Origin of the sequence: Paenibacillus sp. GYB006 (assembly GCF_036577645.1) — a bacterium.
GTDB lineage: Bacteria > Bacillota > Bacilli > Paenibacillales > Paenibacillaceae > Paenibacillus.
Genome location: NZ_JARBDA010000006.1, coordinates 222,789 through 243,516 on the forward strand (window position 1 = coordinate 222,789; position 20,728 = coordinate 243,516).

Sequence of the window (20,728 nt, forward strand, 5' to 3'; positions counted from 1 at the left end):
CTTATCCCTATCAACGATTATAAGTTATATACTTGCTTTATCATAATCATGATAAAGTTCTCATGTCAACATGAAATATGAGAAGTAACAATTACATAAATTCCATTCGTGAATCTAAGGTACCTTTTTACTACAGATACAATTATCTGTTATGATAGACTTACGTGTAAGATGTTTAAGATCTTTCGTGGGAAAAGGAGCAAAAAAGATGAAACAAGTGACCAAAGGGCTTTGGAACGGCTATGACACTTATATTTTGCACAGTCGTGATCTTGAAGTCACCCTGCTACCCCGCCTCGGTAACAACATTATATCCATTTATGATCGTATTCAAAACCGGGAAGTTGTTCGTAAACCTGACGAACAGGATCTCGCTTTTTATCTTCAGAAACCTTACCATTTTGGTGTTCCGATGCTGATCCCCCCAGGGCGTATCCACCTGGGTCACTTTGAATATGAAGGCCAAGAGTATCAATTTGCTCAAAATTCCGTAAATAATAACCATATTCACGGACTTCATCGTACACAGCCTTGGTGCGTTAGTGACATAGAAGAAGATGACGATGGATGCACCGTAACAACGGAGTGGAAGACATGTGAAGATGAACTCTGGATGAAGCATTTTCCCGTTCCTATGACATTCTCAATGACCTTTAGACTGCAAGGTTCTACTCTGACACAACAACTTCGTGTTACTCATCAAGGTGATCATGCAGCACCGTTTGGTATGGGATATCACACTTGGTTTATGCTTGATGGAGAACCACATCGTTGGAATATTAAACTTCCGGTGAATGGAATTTATCCGCTTAATGATGATTTACTGCCAACCGGAGATTTAGAGGGTTTAGGTTCTCTTGCCAGCCTGCCTTATGGAATCAATCTCGCAGGACAGAATTTAGATACCATATTTAGGTCTGATCGCGAACAAGACACTGCTTATCTAACGCGTAATGATGGTTATGCCATTAAATATACAGCGAATAAAGATTCTTTTTTACATTGGGTATTATTTACCAAAGGGGAAAGCAGTGATTATTTGTGTATTGAACCTTATACTTGGTTGCCCGATGCTCCAAATATGGAGAGAGATGCAGACTTCACAGGACTCATACATATGGAGCCAGGTCAGACTATTGAACTCTCTACACAGATTGAGATCGTTCAACCTGCAGATTCAGAATAAGAAAAGTATAGCTTACAAATAGACAGCTGATTCAGCTGTCTATTTGTGTTATATACACTTGAAATCGATAATAAGCTGACCTTTTGCTTTCACCTCGAAACTTACCTCAGACTATCTTCTTCATTTCCACTTGTTACCTGCTTATTTTTTGAGTATATTTTCTCTTCCTAAAACCATACTAATCTCACAAAGCACAAAAGGAGGTGACAACACATGGCATCAGGATCTCGTTCTAACAACTTGGTAGTGCCACAAGCAAACGCTGCACTTCAACAACTGAAATTGGAAGCAGCACAAGAGCTAGGCGTAACAATTCCTGCAGATGGTTACTACGGTAACTATACTTCCCGTGAGACTGGATCTCTCGGAGGTTATATCACAAAACGTCTGGTACAAATCGCTGAACAGCAATTGGCTGGTCGTCAATAACGTCGTTATTTTCTCATAAATCTAGCTAGGTTCCACGCAAGAATCTAAGCGGGTTAAACGAAGCGGTCTTCTCTTTATAAGAGAGGGCCGCTTTGTTATTATGATGGGCCTAATTGAATATCTGTATATGTAGTACGTGGGTAACGAATCATCAAACTAGCCAGGTTATAATTGGACTCTAAGGTTGAATCTACAACAATCATGTCATTTCTAACGGCGAAATCATAAGTGATTTCTCCATGCGTCCAGTGTTTTTTTAACTTTAGTGATTCCAGGGCCATGAGCCTGAAAGAAGAACGCTGAGTTTCTGTGAGTCCTTTTGAAGAACTCTCCATCACTTTTTTCATAGGTACCGGATAATGTCTAATCCCGAATTTACCTATTACATTATTTCGAATTTGCACAAAAACGATTCCTGAATCAAGACCTGTAAGTTCTTCATCAAGTGCTCTAAAGACAATATCCAGTTGTCTAGGTAGAGAAAGCTGATCAAGTGAGATCATATACACCATCCTCTTATACTTTTAGCCTTTATATAGGGCTTGTGACTCAGTATATGTCAAATTTTTCTATTTTACAACAATTTTATGCAAAAAAATAACAGTTTTTTTATTATATAATCATATTTCGACAAACTTCTGGCATAAATCAATAACTTTTATAAAAAAAAGACCTCAGCATCACTGCTAAGGTCCTATTTATTCAAAATCTATTGTAGGTTTTCGGTCATACGAAGGAATTGCTCAATATCAGCGATACATAAGTCAGCAGCTCCCTGCCAGAAATCAGGTTTCGTTACATCTGTACCTAGATGTTTTTCAGCAAGTTCCTCTACGGTCATCCGGCCGGTATCCCGCAATAAATTGTCATATTTCTCAGCAAATGCGGTTCCTTCTTTTTGTGCCTGTGCATAAATCCCTGTACTGAACATGAATCCAAATGTATAAGGGAAATTGTAAAAAGGGACTCCTGTAATATAAAAATGCAGCTTCGATGCCCAAAATGTTGGATGATATGAACCAAGAGAATCACAGAATGCTTCCCGTTGAGCTCTCTCCATTAACTCAGACAGTTCCCCTGCACTGAGAAGACCTTCTTTACGTTTCTCATAGAAACGTGTCTCAAAAAGGAACCGAGCATGAATATTCATAAAGAAAGCCACTGTATTTTGAATTTTTTCCTCCAGTAAAGCAAGCTTTTCTTTTTCATCTGCTTCTTGGATCAGTGCATCTGCTACAATCAGCTCTGCAAAAGTAGAAGCCGTTTCTGCAACGTTCATAGCATAGCTTTGATTCAAGATCTCCATATCATCCATTACATGCTGGTGATAACCATGTCCGAGCTCATGCGCTAGTGTAGACACATTAGAGGCGGTACCTGCATAAGTCATAAAAATACGCGTTTCCTTGCTTACAGGAAGTGATGTACAGAATCCACCTGGACGTTTACCTGGGCGATCCTCTGCCTCAATCCAATGTTTATCAAAGGCCATCTGTGCGAAGTCAGCCATGCGAGGGCTAAATTTGCGGAACTGAGTCACAATACTCTCCGCTGCCGCATCATAAGTAATCGTTCCTGTAGATTCACCTATAGGTGCAGATACGTCAGCCCAGGATAACTCCTCAACGCCGAGAAGCTTTGCTTTGCGTTCCAGATATTTTACAAGGACTGGTTTCGCGCGTGTTATCACATCCCACATTGCATCAAGAGTCTCTGCAGACATTCGGTTAATAGCAAGTGGTTCTTTGAGAACGGAGTCCCATCCTCTTCTCTCGTATAGTTTCAAACGGAAACCGCCGAGATGATTGAGGGTGTCAGCACAGTAGTCTGCTGCCTCACTCCAAGCTTTTTCCCAACTCTTAAGCATCGATTCACGCACTTCGCGATTAGGATGCTGTAATTTGTTCGCCGCTTGTCCCGCCGACAAGTATGTCGTTTCCCCATTCTCTTCATAAGGAACCCGCACTTTACTTACGATCGTATCATAGAAATCTCCCCAACCGTGATATCCGTCCACTGCAAGATCAAGCGCTAAGCTTTCCAGTTCAGGTGCCATTTTTTCTTTCGCTTCTTGGCGGCTCTCATTCATAACAAAAGAGATCGGCATGATCTCAGGGCGCTTCATCCACCCTGCCCATACTTCGTCATCTGTTTGCTGCAGCAAGCTGTCAAACCTAGTCTTCACACTCGCTAACTGGGCATGAAGCGAAGCAATTCTGCCCGTGAGTTGTACCGCTTTTTTATCATCTTGATTCTCTGCACCAAGGCATGACACAAAGGCAGAGCCTTCCGACAATCGTGCAATAATATCTTGAAGCTGATCAATCATTCCATCGTAAACATATGTATCTTCCACTGTCACAGGAACTTTTGCATCAGCCACTTGTGTGTTTAGACTTGCGATATCCTGCTCGAGTTGTTTAAGATAAACAGCAAAGGTTTCCGATGAGGAACCTCCGCTAAAAATTGTTTCCAAATCCCATGTTTGACGCAGTGTTTTACTCATACTTTTGCCACCTTTTTTATTTATTTTCCAAAAAAACATCGAGAAACAGGTTTGAACAACCCCTGTTCAAGGTGTATAACTAATACTATATCAGAATTATGCTATTATTGATTCCAGTCTTTACCTAAATTCTATATATAACATTCAGGAGGAAATATAAATGAGACCTTTACAGATTTCTGCAGAGACAGCCGTTACGTTATCTAAAAAATTAGGTGTTCCTATTGAGCATCTCATGCATATGCCGCAACATATCCTGATGCAAAAGCTGGCTGAACTGGCTAAGGAGGAATCTACTCCAGCAGCAGACGATTCCGATGTAAGTACAGACCAAGACAAGGATAACCGTTTATGATTCCATTTGAAAATACATGGCCCTATGACATTGTAATGGGTGACATTTATGTTCAGGAATGTCCCTTCTGCTCGGCAGAGAATGTATTACTTCCGTTGAAACCGAAACAGCTTTCATTAATACATGACGGAAAAAAACATCTGCTTGTCTTTCCGTGCTGCAAAAACCGGGTAACGTTACTCGATAACGATCAGGATTATCTGCTCGCTGATCAGCGTTTAAGATCCTTATAACAGAAAAGCACCGGTGAAAACCGGTGCTTTTCTTGTTCATCATTAGGAGGGAGTATTAATAAAATGATAGGCCGGGCCAGATAATCGCTGAATGGTAACATCGACAACCGTCTCCGGTATATCCATTTCTTTTAAAGCTTCATACATACAAGATAACCAAGCCTGAGCCCGCTCTTCCGTAACAGGAAAAGGTAAATGTCTTGCTCTCATCATCGGATGTCCATTTGCATCAGAATACAGAGAGGGACCACCGAAAAATTGACTTAAAAACATATACTGTTTCTCCAAAACCGGAGTAATATCCTCTGGAAAAAGCGGAGATAGCAATTCATTTTTTTGTACCTTCGGATAAAAAGCCTCAACAAGTGCTTTTATACCCTCAGCGCCTCCCAAGTTTTCATAAAGCGTTTTGTTCGGATCCATTCTCTCGCCTTCTTTCTCATGCTAAGTTCTTGATCTAGTATAACAAAAAAAGACAAGAGCTCCTATCTATCTAGGACTCTTGTCTCATACCAACTGTTCTTGCCTAAGGTATATATTTGCAGTTGATCCTTAATAACTCCGCCAGTCTTCTTCACCGGGATGGATATGCGCTGCCCGCATCACATATACAATAGCGCAGACGAGTATCCCTGCAATTACTCCCATCACGACATCACTCCATCCTTTAGATAATAGAAACCAGGCATATCAAAAGAGGACTTTAGATCTATTCACTAATTACTATTTATATTAGCATACATTTCCTTAAATTACAGTAAATTTGCAAACGCTTTCTATTTTTTTTGTCCTGTTTGTCCATCTTGGCTCATATAGTATTCATAACCAGCGAACAGCTTTTAGAAAAAGGGGCGAACCATGGCATATGAAGCGTCTAGCCTTACCACTTTTGATCACCTTCGGTCTACTCAGTATATGCATGTTAATGGTGGTCTATCCTTTATCCGTGTGGGAGTCCGGAGTTCGCGGTCTTTCCATTTGGTGGGAGGTCCTCTTCCCTTCTCTATTTCCCTTTTTTGTCATATCGGAGTTACTCCTTGGACTTGGCATCGTCCACTTCATGGGCACTCTTCTTCACCCGTTTATGAGACCCGTATTTCGAATTCCAGGAACAGGCGGTTTTGTCGCCGCTATTAGCTATGCTTCAGGATACCCTGTTGGAGCTAAACTGACAGCTAAGTTATGGGAACAAAAACAAATCACACGTGAAGAAGGAGAACGACTCGTTGCTTTTACTACAACATCTGATCCTATATTCCTAATCGGGGCAGTATCTGTTGGTTTTTTTCACATGCCTGCTCTAGCAGGAATTCTCGCTATTGCTCATTATGGATCTGGACTCATTGTTGGTCTTCTGATGCGGTTTCATGGTCCAAAAGATCCTTTAGAGACGAATACGGAAGCTTTGCCTGAGGAAGTTAACCGTTTGAAGCATGCATTCCATGCAATGCACCAGGCTCGTGAGAGCGATGGACGCTCTCTTGGACAACTTGTACAGCAAGCAATCCGTTCTTCTTTACAGCTGATGACCGTTGTGGGCGGACTTGTCGTATTTTTTTCGGTCATTCTCGAATTATTTACGGAAGCTGGATTTATGAATGGGATGTACCACTGGCTTGAACAAGTCCTCTTATTTCTAGGATTGCCTACAGAATTATCTCAGTCGCTTGTTGGAGGATTGTTTGAAGTTACCCTCGGAGCTCGGTATGCTGGAACTTTAGAGGGGGTACCCCTCATCTATAAAGTTGCTGCGGCTGCTTCTATTCTTTCTTGGGGAGGTTTATCCGTTCATGCTCAGGTTGTGAGCATTCTGAATTCTACACCGCTGCGTTATTTACCGTTTATGTTTGCAAGAGCGGTTCATGCGATCCTTGCAGCCGGAATTGTATTTTTGTGCTGGAACCCAATAATGAATACAGTAGATACGATCAATTGGTCTGGATCTTCCGACTCTTCTTCTCTTCTTACGGGTATCCACCTGCTCCCATCGCAACTAGCAATCACTATGATGCTGATTGGCGGATTAATGTTGATAACCGCTGTCTATGTATGGATTAAACAGCTCACTGCAAAAACTCAAGACTAAAGGAAATGTGTTGCAGCGATTGTTTTCTGTCCTGAAATTGGATATCATCAAGTTATACTTATTACAAAGGAGCTTTCATCTTGAGATATTATGTTCAGGACAGAGGAGACTCTTTATCTATGGATTTGGCCGAGCAATTTCACCGTCTTGCTGAAGAGCAGGGATTTATACTTGATGCCAAATCTCCAGAGATCGTTGTTTCTATTGGCGGCGATGGCACCATGCTACAGGCTTTTCATACGTTTATTGATCAAATCCCTGATATTGCTTTTGTTGGTGTTCATACAGGTCACCTTGGTTTTTATGCAGACTGGAAAGCGGATGAGCTTCATGAGCTGATCAAACTTATGAGTAACGGTCTAGATACGAGTCAGCAGTTGCAGCCACGTATTGTGGAGTATCCTTTAGTTGATCTGGAGATCCACCGAAAGTCAGGGATTACCTCCATGGTTGCACTTAATGAGTTTACCCTCAAAGGTGTCGATGGAACAGTTGTAGCTCAAGTCGATATTAATGATATTACTTTTGAGATGTTTCGTGGTGACGGCATTTGTGTATCCACCCCTTCCGGCAGCACGGCTTACAACAAAGCACTTGGCGGAGCCATGATTCACCCCACGATTGAAGCGATGCAAATTGCTGAGATCGCCTCCATTAATAACCGGGTCTACCGTACGCTAGGATCGCCTATCGTACTGCCCAAGCATCATCATTGCGATATTTTCTCTAGAAAATCCCAAAGACTGCTACTTACTATTGATCACGTTAATATGACGATTGATGACCTTATATCTGTAAGGTGTCAGGTTTCCAGACAAAAAGTTAGTTTTGCAAGATATCGTCCTTACCCATTTTGGGATCGGGTTCGTACAGCCTTTCTGGATTAAGCTACAGCAAAAAGCGGTTCCTACTCAGGAACCGCTTTTTGCTGTAGCTTCTTCTTTTGTTTTGTTCTCCTTAGAGAACTTGCGCTCTCTAGATTCTTTATGTTCTTTATGTTCTTTTGACTCTTTTGGTTCTTTTGGTTCTTTTGGTTCTTTAAACTCTTTAAGCTCTTTAGGATCTTTAGGCTCTTTAGGCTCTTTTGGTTGGGATTCTTTAGATTCTTTAGCTTCTTTAAATTCTTTCTCTTTTGAATCCTTAGGTTCTTTTTGCTCTTTTTGCTTATGAAGTACAAAATAAGCACAACCAAAATTACAATATTCGTTAATATAATCAACCATGCCCGTAATCGAAGTATCTTTATTCGCCTTCGGGTGGTTCTCTCGGTAAAATCCTTTAAGTCTCAGTTGATTATAGCCCCAATCCCCAATAATATAATCATATCGTTCAAGGACATCGCTATACCGATCACGAAAGGCTTCCGGATTCCAACCGTTTCTATAGTCCTGCAAGACTTCATAAGTTTTGCCGCTGATCTGAATCAAAACCGTCTTCCTTCCCTTCTATCCGAACCGCCTTCTTTTTCATGCAAAGGCTTACTCCTACTATACTACATTATTTGCATTCGCGGCAGACTTTACTTGTTCATGTGCATGATATGAACTTCTAACCATAGGTCCTGATTCCACATGACTGAATCCTCGAGCCAGACCTTCTTTTTTTAGTTCCGCGAATTCTTCAGGCGTTACATACCTTTTTACATATAAATGCTTGTCCGAAGGCTGTAGATATTGCCCAATCGTCATAATATTACAATCGACTGCTCTCAAATCGTCCATTGTCTGAAGAATTTCATCCCACTCTTCCCCAAGCCCCAGCATAATACTTGATTTGGTTGGTATATCTGGATTCATTTCTTTTGATCTTTTAAGCAATTCAAGAGAACGTTCATACTTAGCTTTGGCACGAACCTGATCAGACAAGCGTTCTACCGTTTCAATATTATGATTTAAAATATCCGGTTTTGCATCCATGACGATTTGCAGTGCCTCCTTATTCCCTAGAAAATCAGGAATGAGTACCTCGACACTACATAAAGGTAGTTTTCTGCGTATTGCTTTGATTGTTTCTGCGAAAATGGAAGCTCCTCCATCTGTAAGATCATCCCTCGCTACACTCGTCACTACACAGTGCTGTAAATTCATCTGTTCTGCCGCTTCAGCAACACGTTCCGGCTCCTGTAAATCAAGCTCAGTAGGCAGACCCGTATTTACTGCACAGAATCGGCAGGCTCTTGTACAAATATCTCCAAGAATCATAAAAGTTGCTGTACGGTTTGCCCAGCATTCATAAATATTAGGACAACGTGCTTCTTCGCAGACCGTATGAAGGGTTTTTGAACGCATCATTGTTTTAATTTCTTGATACTCTTCACCTGCGGTTAGTTTTATCTTAATCCACTCTGGTTTAGGTTCTTTCACTTTGCTCCCCAAGGAAGTACCCTCTTTTCTATATCGAGATGTATTAAACTATCGCACGGACACATTATAACATGAATTTTATGGTAATAACCTCCATTTCTTATCATTTCTTCTTTACGCTCCCGATTCTTTTTTTCATGATAAGGCATAAAAACAAGAGAGTTGTGTGAACCTAAACATAACTTTGAGCGGAAACGAAGAAAGGAGGAGTATCTGTTGTTACGGATATACAAAAAACATAACTGGCGAATGCTTTGTCTGAAAGTCACACTCACTCTCTCTTTCTTTGCCTCACTCACACCAGCTGATGTCTTTGCTCAGGAGAAACCTGTAAATCCGCCAAGTGCTCAAGATATTTATAGAGAACGCAAGGCATTATATGACCAAATAAGTATGGTGAGCGGCGTTCCTTGGTATTATCTTGCAGCGATTGATCAGTATGAGCGGACGATGACAAAAGCGCATCCGAAGGACCGCGCACACGAAGAGCGGTTAACAGGTATCTTTTTTGAATCTCGAAGGTGGGCAGGAATTTTAAATCCAGATCAGCAGGATAAGAATCCTATGTCCATTGCCCTCTTTGGTGGACTTGGACTAGATGGAACTGGTGATCAGAAAGCAGACCCAGAGAATAACGTGGATGTACTTTTTACCATGTCTCGTGTTGCTTCAAAATATGGGATATCGGCAGATGATATCGGTATCTCTCTATGGCACTATTACCAAAACACAAGAGCGGTTCAAAGAATACAGCAATTCGCCAGAATCTATAAGCACTTTGATACGCTTGAGCTTTCAGAGCATGCATTCCCTTTACCTTTAGGTACCGTGTACTCTTACCGAAGCACCTGGGGAACAAGCCGCAGCTGGGGTGGACGGCGAATTCATGAGGGAACAGATCTTTTTGCCCATCATGGCCTGACGGTCCGAAGTACTTGTTATGGAATTATTGAAATTAAAGGCTGGAATCCATTTGGAGGATGGCGCGTGGGAATAAGGGACCTAGACAACCACTATCACTACTATGCGCATTTGTCTGGCTTCGAGAAGGGTATACACGTAGGCAGTATTGTGACTCCAGGACAAACCATTGGATGGGTAGGAAGCTCCGGTTATGGTAAGCCAGGGACACAGGGGAAATTCCCTCCTCATCTGCATTATGGTATTTACCGGGATACAGGGCTTACCGAATGGTCTTTTGATCCCTATCCATCACTGCATCGCTGGGAGAATGAAGAACGTAAAGCTTTACAAGCCAAAAAGAAAAAGAAAACCTCACCGTAATTTTAAGTGACTTGTTACGTAAGCATCCTCTGGAAACAGACGATTCTTGTACAAGTCACTTTCTTTTTTTACGATCCAGGTTCAATTTTTCTCACTCACTCATTACCATTTGGCAAAAGAGGTTCCGGCTCTTCTAGATAGAGCTGACTATTCCCCTCGTTCTTGGGGACGGTGCTGCTTGCATCCGGGGTTGTTACTCCCGTGCTCGGTGCTGTAGCTGATGGTAAAGAAGGAAGCGCTAAACTTGGTGCACTTGCTCCATTATCTCCTACAGGACGTCCTTGATTATCGTAATAATACATAGGCACATCTCCAACAACAAGCAAGTAGGAAATCGGCAGCTCCGTGTCCACTATTTCCGGTTCCATATCGAGCGGGACTACAACAGCCACCTCAGCAATGATGTGAATATATACCTCGACCAAAATCATATTGATTCCCGCATTTTGCTGTCTCGTGCTGAGATCTACTTTTACCGCGCCTTGTGGTTCAATCCGAATGGGCACTTTAGGACCAAAAGAGGACAAAATCGTACTTCCCAGCGCTTGCCCGAGTGGAATATGGTCTCTGAATGACTCCATATCTTGTAGTGTAGTTTGAACAATAGATAACGCATTGGAAGTAATTCTCATGTGCTCATCGTAATTCAGCATAAAACCACTGATCTTTCCCTTGGTATCCGTTTTCCACTCAATGAGATCATCAGACGGTTTGCCATCTGCAATTTGACTCGTTATGGCTTTGTTAATCGCTTCTGTCGCCAGCTGTTTCACTCTGATTTTAGCTAGATGCATAATGGGAGGCTTCAGATTCCGCTCTATGTATGCAGCAGATTGCACCGTCAAAATCACAATCACCAGCATGATGATCAGTACCCACTTTTTCCAGTGTCCCCCTGTTTTTTGCCGCTGATTTCTCCACCTAGATCTTCTGAATGCCATGCACGCATTCCTCCCTTGAGAGAGGTTCCTTTTTTTAATCTATGCAGCCTGACCTAAAAAAAGAAGCAAGCCTTATGTTCTGCGTAGTGGTATATAAAAAAAGAGAACTCCCGTAGGAATTCTCTTCTTATCAACCTGAATGATTAAAGATAGCATTTCAAGTTATTTCATTGGTGGTTTCGCATCTTGAGGAACGGACTCCCAATCTTTAAGGAAACGCTCAATCCCACTATCCGTAAGCGGATGTTTCCATAAAGTTGGCACCAGTGTACCCGGAATCGTTGCAATATGCGCACCTGCCAGAGCCGCATCCTCTACATGTTTAATGTTACGGATACTTGCTGCAATGATTTCGGCAGGTAGGTTATACGTATCCAAGATCTGACGCAAATCACGGATAAGCTGCATTCCATCCACTGAGATATCATCAAGACGTCCAACAAATGGACTGATGAATGTTGCCCCCGCTTTTGCTGCCATGAGACCTTGAGCCGCTGAGAAAACCAATGTAACATTGGTTTTAATTCCTTTTTTACTCAGTTCGTTCGTCGCATATAGACCATCCTCAGTCATTGGCAATTTAATAACCACATTCGGTGCCCAAGTTGCGATTTCTTCTGCTTCTTTTAACATGTCTTCTGCTTTAGTACCAATCACTTCAGCACTGACAGGACCTTCTACAAAAGAAGTAATTTCTTTGATCACGTCTTTAAAAACGCGACCTTCTTTAGCAATTAGAGAAGGATTCGTCGTTACGCCATCTACCAGACCCAGACGATGAATTCTTTTAATTTGTTCAACATTCCCAGTATCTAAGAAAAATTTCATAATGACATGCCCTCCATATTTTTTAAATAATAGGTCAATAGCAAATAGATATAAATATATGCCAACATTTATATATAAACATTGGCATATATTTTAAACACATTTTATAATTTTATTATTTTTTCTCTACCGCATGTCCGCCAAATTCATTCCGAAGTGCCGCTACCACTTTACCTGTAAACGTATCATTCTCCAGGGAACGATAACGCATAAGAAGGGAAAGAGCGATAACTGGAGTAGCTGCTTGTAGATCAAATGCCGTTTCAACTGTCCATTTCCCTTCACCGGAAGAGTGCATAACCCCGCGAATCTCATCTAAGTTTGAATCTTTGGAGAAGGCACGCTCTGTAAGTTCCATCAGCCATGAACGAATAACCGAACCATTGTTCCATACGCGTGCTACTTTTTCATAGTCAAAGTCATAATCACTTTTCTCGAGTACTTCAAATCCTTCACCAATCGATGCCATCATACCGTACTCAATTCCATTGTGAACCATTTTCAGAAAATGTCCGCTGCCGGCTTTACCCGCATATAGATAACCATTCTCTACGGCTGTGTCTTTGAATAGCGGTTCAACGATATTCCATGCTTCTTCATCTCCGCCAATCATGTAACATGCACCGTTACGTGCACCTTCCATACCGCCAGAAGTACCTACGTCCATGAAATGGATGCCATGTTCTTTCAACTGCTCATAACGACGAATCGATTCTTTATAATGAGAGTTACCTGCTTCAATAACAATGTCACCTTTGGACAATATTGGAATCAAGTCATTAATTACTCCATCAACTACAGAGTGCGGTACCATAATCCATAGGATTCTTGGTGATTCCATGGATTCTGCCATTTCTTTGTAAGAAGAAACGCCTGTTGCACCGTATTCTTTCATCTCTGAAACTGCTTTTTCATTCAAATCATAAGCAACCACTTCATGCTTATGGTCGATCAGATTTCTACCTAGATTCAGTCCCATTTTACCTAAACCAATTAATCCTACTTTCATGTCCAAGTGCCTCCTAAATTATGCTCAATCTAAAATGTAGTGAAACTGTATATGTCATCAGCTTAAACCAGCTGGATAACGCGTAAGATCAGCTATTCAATGTTAATGCCACTCGTTACCATCTTGAGCAAGAAGTTCTTCCGCAGCTTTCGGACCTTCTGTACCTGCTTCATAATAATGAAGCGGTACTTCATTTGCTGTAAATGCATCTAGAATAGGCTGTACCCATTTCCAGGACAATTCTACTTCATCCCAATGTGCAAAGAAGGTTGCATCTCCACGTAAGGCATCAAAGATAAGATTCTCGTAAGCTTCTGGAACATTATCGTAAGATGAACTATAACTGAGTTCCATCGGTTCAATCGTATCGTGGTGCATCGGACTTTTTGCATTCAATTGAATGCGAATTCCTTCTTTTGGACCAATATCAATAATGAGCAGATTGGCACCTAGATTTTCATCCACAGGAATTCCTGTGTTGAGCGGACGCTTAAATTCAACGACAATTCGTGTGGATTTTTCTTTAAGACGCTTACCTGTGCGAATATAGAAAGGAACTTCATTCCAGAACGGATCATCCAGAAATACACGTGCAGCAAAGTACGTATCATTCTGAGAGGATGACTCAACACCAGGTTCGTCTACATATGCCACCACAGATTTACCTTGCAGCTCGCCTGCGCGATATTGTGCACGAACAACGTTCTCATTCAGTTTTTCCTGTAAAAGAGGAATGAGTGCCTCTGCTGTACTTTTCTTTTTAAAACGAATCTCTTCTGGAGAAGATTTCTTCGGTAGATGTAGAGCCACCATCATAAGCAACTGCAGCATATGATTCTGGAACATATCACGTACTGCACCGCTTTGGTCATAATACGCTGCTCTTTCCTCTACTCCTACCGTTTCACTTGCTGTAATTTGAATGTTGGATACATAGTGGTTACCCCATAGAGCTTGAATAACAGGGTTAGTCGCACTAAAGACTTCCATGTTCTGAACCATAGGTTTACCAAGGAAGTGGTCAATCCGGTAGATTTCATTTTCTGCAAAAGTATTGCTGAGTTTCTCATTCAGACGACGTGCTGAACTTAGGTCATGCCCGAAAGGTTTTTCAATAATCATTCGTTTCCAACCTTTTCCTGATCCCAAACCGCTTTCTTTAATGTTTTCAGCGATGGGTTCAAAGAACTCCGGTGCTACGGACAAATAGAACATCCGATTCTGCGGAATGCCCAGTTCTTGTTCACGGCGTTCCACAACCTCTAGCAGTTTCTTGTAATCTTCTACGTTTTTATTATTTAATGACGTATAACGAAATGCACCTAAGAAATCGCGAACCTTAGCTGCATCTTCTGGTGACCGGCGAGAGAATGTATGTAATGATTCCTCTACTCGGGCTTGAAAATCAACATCAGATACTTCTCTTCTTCCGAGGCCGATTACCGAAAATGCTTTTGGCATCTTCTCATCGACATATAAATTGTAAAGTGCCGGATATATTTTTCTTTTGGCTAGATCGCCTGTAGCCCCGAACAGGACAAATGTCATTGCTTCCATGCGTATTGCCTCCTGATATTTACTCTATAATGTGCGACATTAGCATGTGAAGAACGTTGCGTGCACATTCTGTCTATACATAACATCGAAAGTAGAATGCTGAATCATCAACTTTCTCTTTTATTAGGTTATTAAATGTAACCAGTTAAGATTATGTAACCATAATACACCCTTCCGACAACATTCGTCAATAAAAAATGTCCAATCTGTGAACATTGATTTTATTCTGTTATGGCAAAGCTTCCTATGCTATTCTATTAGTTATACTAATAAATGATCTAAAAAAAGTGTGATATAGTCCATTGAAATTCACAGTTACTTATAGTAAACAATCCTACGTGAAGGGGGCTTTTACAATGGACCAAGAATCCATGTCAAGTTACTTGAAGATGTGTGAAAAAGTGACCCAGTCCTACCAAATCATTGGACGAAAATGGGTTGCACCCATCATTCACACCTTGATGGAAGAACCAAAGCGATTCAGTGAAATACATGCCCTGATTCCCGATCTAAGTAAGCGAGTACTCGTAGAACGAATGAAAGAACTAGAAGAAGAAGGAATTATCCTTCGAAATGTAATTGCAGATCGGCCAGTACGCACGGAATACTCCTTAACTCGAAAGGGAACCGAACTTGCCCGAGCACTTCATGCAGTTGGACGTTGGGCTAAAGAATGGTTATAAACGCATAAAAAATGATTGAATCAACAAACCAGACCTAAACAAGAACCTCCCAATCCCATTAGAATGAGAAATTTGGAAGGTTTTTGTCATTTATTAGGGATGATTTGACCCGAAATTCTACAAAAAAAACCGAAGCTACGTAAAATGAGATTAGATCATTTTTACGTACTTCGGCATTTTATAATTAGGATGAGAACCAACTTTTTATTGCATCAATAAGTCCTACGAAGAAATTTTTAATGCTGGCGATAATTCCTTGTCCTGTGTCTGATTCAATAAAATCAGTAAACTGCTGCTTCGCTTGATCTAACTGTTCCCCGACAGCATTCCAGTTAATATTGGCATCTTTCATGTTCATGAAGAGGTCTACCAGTCCATTCAATTGAGCTTCTGGTATCGCAATGTTTAGGTTATTAGCTGTATCTTCCACTAAGGACTGCATCGCTTCTCTTGTCTGAGGCTGTTTCTCTGCAAGCTGCTCTTTAATATTCGTCATCAGGGTTGTTGTTTCTTCCGCTCCAATCGAATCAGAGAGCTTTGCAGTTTTTACAATTTCCTCATTTGCTACTTGTTTTTGTTCTTCCGGTATTTTAGTATCTGTTGTTGTTTCATAAGCTTTTATGATTCCCGTAAGGGCCGCGGTTCCAGATACGTCAAATGGAGCTGTAATCATCACGTGTGCATCTTTAACTCCAGCTGTAATCATCGCATTCAGGTACATATCACTCGTTACCCAGTTAATATGATTCGTAGTTACGGATAGTCCGCTGCCTGCCTTACCGATCACAATCTTGGCAGAACTAAGTGCTCTGGTGCCAATTTGTGCTTTAGATAAATAACTTCCCAGATATTTATGTTCCTCTTCGTTAGTAACAGTTAATTCTGTAGCACCACTTGGTGCTTCCAAATCAGCCAACACTTTTACTTTTTGATCATTCGTTAAATTTTCTCCTAGAATGATAATGACATCACCCTCGGCTGCGTCGGCATAAGCTGCTATAGGACTATATACAGCTACAATGAGAAGCGCCGACAGCACAAGAGCTGTCCATTTACGTAGAATGTTCATTATGACTCTCCTTTTTAACGTAAATCATCTGTTTTTTCTTTCATAGCTAAAATACAGCAGAGCTCTCTTCTCTATTTATCAATAGATATAGCTCAGCCTCCATAGTATACCATGGTTGTCCTTCGCTCTGCCTTAAGATGCTTCCCGCTTGTAATAAAAGACGCATCCTCCGTCAAAAAAGTTCCAAAATAAATATAGACTAGATTAAATATTCACCGATTTGATTTCATGATTTTAGACATAAATAAAAACTATCCAGAGCATGAGCTGCTCAAGGATAGTCGATCTTAGCTCGTTTTCAATTGTTAGAAATGGCGCTGACGCATTGCTTCAAACAGAAGTACAGTTGCTGCCATCGCCGCATTCAGTGACTCTGCTTGTCCCTTGCTTGGGATAATAACAGCATCATCAACGAGGCTCCCTACTTCTTCGGATACACCACTTCCCTCGTTACCAATCACGATCCAGCGAGAACCTTTGAAATCATAGGAATAACAGGAGTGATCCGCAGCAAGTGAAGTGCTCACCAGAGTTACGCCTGCTTCTTTTGCCTCAGGGAGGATTACACTAAGATCAGCTTCTACAACCGGAAGGTGAAAAAACGATCCCATCGTTGACCTGATGGTCTTCGGATTATACACATCCGCGCTTCCGCGTCCCAAAATAACACCATCTGCCCCCGCAGCGTCTGCACTGCGGATAATCGTGCCCACATTTCCAGGATCCTGGAGCCGATCCAACACAATAACGAGACTATCCGGTTTTCGGAGTAGTCCATCCGCTTGCTTATCATCTTTACAAATAACGGCAAACACCGCTTGTGGTGTCACCGTATCTGTACATTTAGCAATAACAGCAGCCGATACCCCAATCCATTCTACACCCGCTGTACTCGCATACCTGCTAAGTTCACTCGGGATGCCTTTATCCATATCATAAGCAATACATTCGATCTCAGCATGATGCTCGAGCGCCTCCTGGACCAGATGTATGCCTTCGATGATGTATTTCCCTTGTCTCGTTCGATGCTTCTTCTCGAGAAGCTGAGCCCAATCCTTAACACGAGGATTGTTAACAGAAGCAATTTCCATGTTTAGTTCCCTTCTTTATGTCTTTCACTAGTTCATTTATTTCTTATTTCGAATAAGACAGTTCCATCTTACTGAGATTATCTTTATGACCTACAATGATAAGAACATCATCTTGAAGTATGCTGTCTTCTGCATACGGAGAAATGTTCATTTGTGTCCCTCGCCGAATAGCAATCACGTTGCATCCGTAGCGTGCACGAATATCAAGCTGTTTTAAATTTTGCCCTACCATATTTGAAGAAGCTTTCATTTCAAGAATGCTATAATCATCCGATAGTTCAATGTAATCTAGGATATTAGGAGATGCCAGATGGTGAGCAACCCGCATGCCCATATCTCTTTCTGGATAAACGACTTTATCTGCACCGATTTTTTCGAGCACCTTGCCATGTAGTTCTGTTTTCGCTTTTACAACCAAGGTAGTTATCCCCATATCCTTAAGGATCAGCGTCGTCAGAATGCTGGCTTGAATATCTTCCCCGATAGAGACAACCACTACGTCAAAATTACGTATTCCAAGCGCCCTGAGTGCCTCTTCATCTGTAGAATCCGCAGAAACCGCATGGGTTACTACATTCGATATTTCTTGCGTTCTTTGCTCATCCCGATCAATGGCGAGCACATCAAAACCCATATCGCTAAGAACGTTTGCGACACTGGATCCGAATCGGCCCATACCGATGACGGCATATTGCTTCTTAGCCATAATATGGATACCTCCTGCGGTGCTATCATCCTACGTAGTATACCACAATGTCTGAAAAACTTGAATGTAAGCGAGAAGTGCGGGGAACAGTATAGATGCAGGAAAAGACTGAATTTGGAGGGACAAGCGAATGCCAATCGTAATGGATTTGCGCCAAGCTATTGTTCACAAGGTGCACGGTAAAACCGATCAAGAGCTTAAGGAAATGATTGAAGGTTCCGTCGACGGTCCCGAAGCTGCATTGCCGGGGCTTGGCTCTATTTTTGAAATGATCTGGAAACAGCTCTCCGCGGAGAAACGGGATGAACTCGTTAAAGTTGCGCAAGCACACTTAAAGACCATTCAACCCGTACCATTAACCTAGGATCCACATCTGTTTCTTTTACTGCAAAAAAAAAAATCCCCCGGCCCATATTAATGGGACGGAGGATTTTTTATTATATCGTCGATATCTTGCTCTTCTAACGAATCAGCTGCTTAAGGCGCCATCTCAAGGAATTGAGCAGTTGGGTTTTTATCGATTGCTGTTCTCATCGCGTATTCATTTTCGAATAAGACAACATAATTATCTTTCTTATCCTTAACAAGTACAGAGTTAATCCGGAATTTACTTGGATCAATTTTCTCATCAATAATCCAGCGAGCAAACTGATACGGCATACGTTGTAACTGTACATCTACCCCATACTCTGCTTTCATCCGATGTTCAAATACTTCGAATTGCAGTTGTCCAACTACGCCAAGAATGGTTTCATCGAAGCTTGCTGTACGGAATACCTGGATGGTTCCCTCTTCGGTTAACTGGTCAAGCCCTTTTTGATACTGTTTATGTTTCAAGGCATTTTTAACCGTAACTTTGGAGAAAATCTCAGGAGAGAATGTTGGCAATTCATCAAACACAATATTACCGCCTTGACTTAGCGAGTCTCCAATTCGGAAAATGCCGGGATCAAACAAACCGATAATATCTCCAGGATAAGCTTCCTGAACGATATCTCGATCTTGGGCGAGAAACTGCTGCGGTTGAGACAGCTTGATCTCTTTGCCTGCTCGTACATGGCGTACACTCATTCCGCGTTCGAATTTTCCTGATACAATCCGAAGGAATGCAACACGGTCACGGTGAGCAGGGTTCATATTCGCCTGAATTTTGAATACATATCCGCTGAACTTCTCATTCGTCGGCTCTACCATACCTTCCGTACTGCGGCGCGGTTCAGGTTTAGGTGCAAGTTCGAGGAAGTTCTCTAAGAAGGTTTGAACCCCAAAGTTATTCACCGCACTGCCAAAGAATACCGGAGTTAATTCTCCTTTTAATACTTTCTCATAATCAAATGGGTCTCCAGCAACATCCAGCAGCTCTAGATCCTGTTTCAACTGCTCATGCAGGAACTCACCCGCCATCTCACGAATTACCGGGTCTTCATAACTGTCTACTTTTTGTACTTGGATGTTGGAGTGGTCATCTCCTTGGAATAATTCAACCTGATTTTTCATCCGATCATATACTCCGCAAAGTTCCCGTCCCATTCCGATTGGCCAGTTCATTGGTACCGAACGAATTCCGAGTACGTTCTCCAGCTCCTCCATCAGATCAAATGGGCTTTGTCCTTCACGGTCCAATTTGTTGATAAACGTAAAGATAGGAATTCCACGTTTTGCACAGACCTGGAACAATTTGATCGTCTGAGCCTCGACCCCTTTAGCCACGTCAATCAGCATGACTGCACTATCGGCTGCAGTAAGCGTACGATACGTGTCCTCACTGAAATCTTGGTGACCAGGAGTGTCAAGAATGTTAATACGGTGTCCATTATAATCAAACTGCATAACAGAAGACGTTACAGAGATCCCCCGTTGCTTTTCAATTTCCATCCAGTCACTCGTCGCGTGCTTGCTAGCCTTACGCGCTTTTACCGTTCCTGCAAGGCGAATTGCGCCTCCGAATAAAAGAAGCTTTTCCGTTAGTGTCGTTTTCCCGGCATCCGGGTGAGAAATAATCGCAAACGTACGACGTTTGTCGACTTCTATCTGTATAGCATGTTCTTGTGATTTACTCATTTTGTTATCCCTCTTACCCTTCAGTAAATTAATATAACTAGCTGTGTAGTATCTATTTCATATAGGCTCTTCATGAGGAGGCTATAAGGAGTCCCCATGCAAGCCTCTACAACATAACAAAAGTTTTAGCTGGTTACTCACAAGGGTGCCACCTTCCTTCCGTTACAAGAGCAAATTTTACATTCCTTAAAATGATATATCCCACTAATTCAACTTTCCTATTGTACCACATTCATCAATTATATTTACCTATATTCCCTCCCTATATCTATTAATTTCTTGAAAATATTTTGTTTTAGAACAAATGAGACGGGTAATTTTACGATACAACCTATTAGCTA

Annotated in this window: 22 protein-coding genes and 1 other annotated feature (1 of these 23 running past the window's edge); of the genes, 9 read left to right on the forward strand and 13 right to left on the reverse strand. The window is 41.6% G+C overall.

The window, feature by feature from the left end; translation table 11 throughout:
• Positions 1 to 23: a binding site (T-box leader), on the reverse strand (it extends 222 nt beyond the left edge of the window).
• Positions 24 to 208: 185 nt separating this feature from the next.
• Both PV403_RS16000 and PV403_RS16005 read left to right on the forward strand, forming a co-directional pair.
• Positions 209 to 1,186, forward strand: coding sequence for an aldose 1-epimerase (locus tag PV403_RS16000; protein WP_332085256.1), 978 nt, complete (start codon positions 209 to 211; stop codon positions 1,184 to 1,186).
• Between the two features lie 213 nt (positions 1,187 to 1,399).
• Complete coding sequence (locus PV403_RS16005) at positions 1,400 to 1,615, forward strand: alpha/beta-type small acid-soluble spore protein (RefSeq protein ID WP_191801921.1); 216 nt, start codon at positions 1,400 to 1,402, stop codon at positions 1,613 to 1,615.
• A gap of 98 nt (positions 1,616 to 1,713) precedes the next feature.
• Here the strand turns inward: PV403_RS16005 and PV403_RS16010 are convergent, their stop codons facing one another.
• Together PV403_RS16010 and PV403_RS16015 are read right to left on the reverse strand one after the other, a co-directional pair.
• Positions 1,714 to 2,118 carry an O-methyltransferase gene (locus tag PV403_RS16010; RefSeq protein WP_213534119.1) on the reverse strand — a complete coding sequence of 135 codons (405 nt, stop codon included), beginning with the start codon at positions 2,116 to 2,118 and terminating at the stop codon, positions 1,714 to 1,716.
• A gap of 206 nt (positions 2,119 to 2,324) precedes the next feature.
• Positions 2,325 to 4,121, reverse strand: coding sequence for a M3 family oligoendopeptidase (locus tag PV403_RS16015; protein WP_213534121.1), 1,797 nt, complete (start codon positions 4,119 to 4,121; stop codon positions 2,325 to 2,327).
• Between the two features lie 160 nt (positions 4,122 to 4,281).
• Between PV403_RS16015 and PV403_RS16020 the strand changes: the two genes are divergently transcribed.
• Both PV403_RS16020 and PV403_RS16025 read left to right on the forward strand, forming a co-directional pair.
• Positions 4,282 to 4,476 (forward strand): YycC family protein, encoded by a 195-nt coding sequence (locus tag PV403_RS16020; protein WP_213534123.1) that lies wholly within the window; start codon positions 4,282 to 4,284, stop codon positions 4,474 to 4,476.
• Complete coding sequence (locus PV403_RS16025; protein WP_213534125.1) at positions 4,473 to 4,709, forward strand: hypothetical protein; 237 nt, start codon at positions 4,473 to 4,475, stop codon at positions 4,707 to 4,709. Before PV403_RS16020 ends, PV403_RS16025 begins: the two co-directional genes overlap by 4 nt.
• 42 nt (positions 4,710 to 4,751) lie before the next feature.
• Here the strand turns inward: PV403_RS16025 and PV403_RS16030 are convergent, their stop codons facing one another.
• Complete coding sequence (locus tag PV403_RS16030) at positions 4,752 to 5,132, reverse strand: globin domain-containing protein (protein ID WP_213534127.1); 381 nt, start codon at positions 5,130 to 5,132, stop codon at positions 4,752 to 4,754.
• A 442-nt stretch (positions 5,133 to 5,574) separates the two neighbouring features.
• Between PV403_RS16030 and ylbJ the strand changes: the two genes are divergently transcribed.
• Positions 5,575 to 6,795: a sporulation integral membrane protein YlbJ gene (gene ylbJ / locus PV403_RS16035; protein ID WP_213534129.1), complete on the forward strand. Its 1,221-nt coding sequence runs from the start codon at positions 5,575 to 5,577 to the stop codon at positions 6,793 to 6,795.
• 80 nt (positions 6,796 to 6,875) lie between these two features.
• Complete coding sequence (locus PV403_RS16040; protein WP_213534131.1) at positions 6,876 to 7,682, forward strand: NAD kinase; 807 nt, start codon at positions 6,876 to 6,878, stop codon at positions 7,680 to 7,682.
• Positions 7,683 to 7,706: 24 nt separating this feature from the next.
• Here PV403_RS16040 and PV403_RS16045 read toward each other — a convergent pair whose 3' ends face one another.
• The gene (locus tag PV403_RS16045; RefSeq protein ID WP_213534133.1) at positions 7,707 to 8,222 is read right to left on the reverse strand and encodes a YutD family protein; all 516 of its coding nucleotides are present in this window, start codon (positions 8,220 to 8,222) and stop codon (positions 7,707 to 7,709) included.
• A 60-nt stretch (positions 8,223 to 8,282) separates the two neighbouring features.
• Positions 8,283 to 9,170 carry a lipoyl synthase gene (gene lipA / locus PV403_RS16050; RefSeq protein ID WP_213534135.1) on the reverse strand — a complete coding sequence of 296 codons (888 nt, stop codon included), beginning with the start codon at positions 9,168 to 9,170 and terminating at the stop codon, positions 8,283 to 8,285.
• A gap of 237 nt (positions 9,171 to 9,407) precedes the next feature.
• Here lipA and PV403_RS16055 point away from each other — a divergent pair, with 237 nt between their 5' ends.
• The gene (locus tag PV403_RS16055; protein WP_213534186.1) at positions 9,408 to 10,442 is read left to right on the forward strand and encodes a M23 family metallopeptidase; all 1,035 of its coding nucleotides are present in this window, start codon (positions 9,408 to 9,410) and stop codon (positions 10,440 to 10,442) included.
• 95 nt (positions 10,443 to 10,537) lie between these two features.
• Here the strand turns inward: PV403_RS16055 and yunB are convergent, their stop codons facing one another.
• The 4 genes from yunB to zwf form a co-directional block, all read right to left on the reverse strand.
• Positions 10,538 to 11,383: a sporulation protein YunB gene (yunB, locus tag PV403_RS16060; RefSeq protein WP_213534137.1), complete on the reverse strand. Its 846-nt coding sequence runs from the start codon at positions 11,381 to 11,383 to the stop codon at positions 10,538 to 10,540.
• A gap of 162 nt (positions 11,384 to 11,545) precedes the next feature.
• Positions 11,546 to 12,211, reverse strand: coding sequence for a fructose-6-phosphate aldolase (gene fsa / locus PV403_RS16065; protein ID WP_213534139.1), 666 nt, complete (start codon positions 12,209 to 12,211; stop codon positions 11,546 to 11,548).
• Positions 12,212 to 12,326: 115 nt separating this feature from the next.
• Positions 12,327 to 13,220 (reverse strand): phosphogluconate dehydrogenase (NAD(+)-dependent, decarboxylating), encoded by an 894-nt coding sequence (gnd, locus tag PV403_RS16070; protein ID WP_213534140.1) that lies wholly within the window; start codon positions 13,218 to 13,220, stop codon positions 12,327 to 12,329.
• 102 nt (positions 13,221 to 13,322) lie between these two features.
• Complete coding sequence (zwf, locus tag PV403_RS16075) at positions 13,323 to 14,777, reverse strand: glucose-6-phosphate dehydrogenase (RefSeq protein WP_213534142.1); 1,455 nt, start codon at positions 14,775 to 14,777, stop codon at positions 13,323 to 13,325.
• A 371-nt stretch (positions 14,778 to 15,148) separates the two neighbouring features.
• Between zwf and PV403_RS16080 the strand changes: the two genes are divergently transcribed.
• Entirely contained in the window at positions 15,149 to 15,460 is a 312-nt protein-coding gene (locus PV403_RS16080; RefSeq protein ID WP_213534193.1) for a winged helix-turn-helix transcriptional regulator, read from the forward strand.
• 184 nt (positions 15,461 to 15,644) lie between these two features.
• Here the strand turns inward: PV403_RS16080 and PV403_RS16085 are convergent, their stop codons facing one another.
• The 3 genes from PV403_RS16085 to PV403_RS16095 all read right to left on the reverse strand — a co-directional run bounded on the left by PV403_RS16085 (position 15,645) and on the right by PV403_RS16095 (position 18,335).
• Positions 15,645 to 16,529, reverse strand: a complete 885-nt coding sequence (locus tag PV403_RS16085; RefSeq protein WP_213534144.1) for a DUF1002 domain-containing protein — start codon at positions 16,527 to 16,529, stop codon at positions 15,645 to 15,647.
• 305 nt (positions 16,530 to 16,834) lie between these two features.
• Positions 16,835 to 17,620, reverse strand: coding sequence for a TrmH family RNA methyltransferase (locus tag PV403_RS16090; RefSeq protein ID WP_213534146.1), 786 nt, complete (start codon positions 17,618 to 17,620; stop codon positions 16,835 to 16,837).
• A 43-nt stretch (positions 17,621 to 17,663) separates the two neighbouring features.
• Complete coding sequence (locus PV403_RS16095; protein WP_213534195.1) at positions 17,664 to 18,335, reverse strand: potassium channel family protein; 672 nt, start codon at positions 18,333 to 18,335, stop codon at positions 17,664 to 17,666.
• A 121-nt stretch (positions 18,336 to 18,456) separates the two neighbouring features.
• Between PV403_RS16095 and PV403_RS16100 the strand changes: the two genes are divergently transcribed.
• Complete coding sequence (locus PV403_RS16100) at positions 18,457 to 18,690, forward strand: small acid-soluble spore protein SspI (RefSeq protein ID WP_191801862.1); 234 nt, start codon at positions 18,457 to 18,459, stop codon at positions 18,688 to 18,690.
• A 113-nt stretch (positions 18,691 to 18,803) separates the two neighbouring features.
• Here PV403_RS16100 and PV403_RS16105 read toward each other — a convergent pair whose 3' ends face one another.
• The gene (locus PV403_RS16105) at positions 18,804 to 20,387 is read right to left on the reverse strand and encodes a peptide chain release factor 3 (protein ID WP_213534148.1); all 1,584 of its coding nucleotides are present in this window, start codon (positions 20,385 to 20,387) and stop codon (positions 18,804 to 18,806) included.
• Between the last annotated feature and the right edge of the window lie 341 nt (positions 20,388 to 20,728).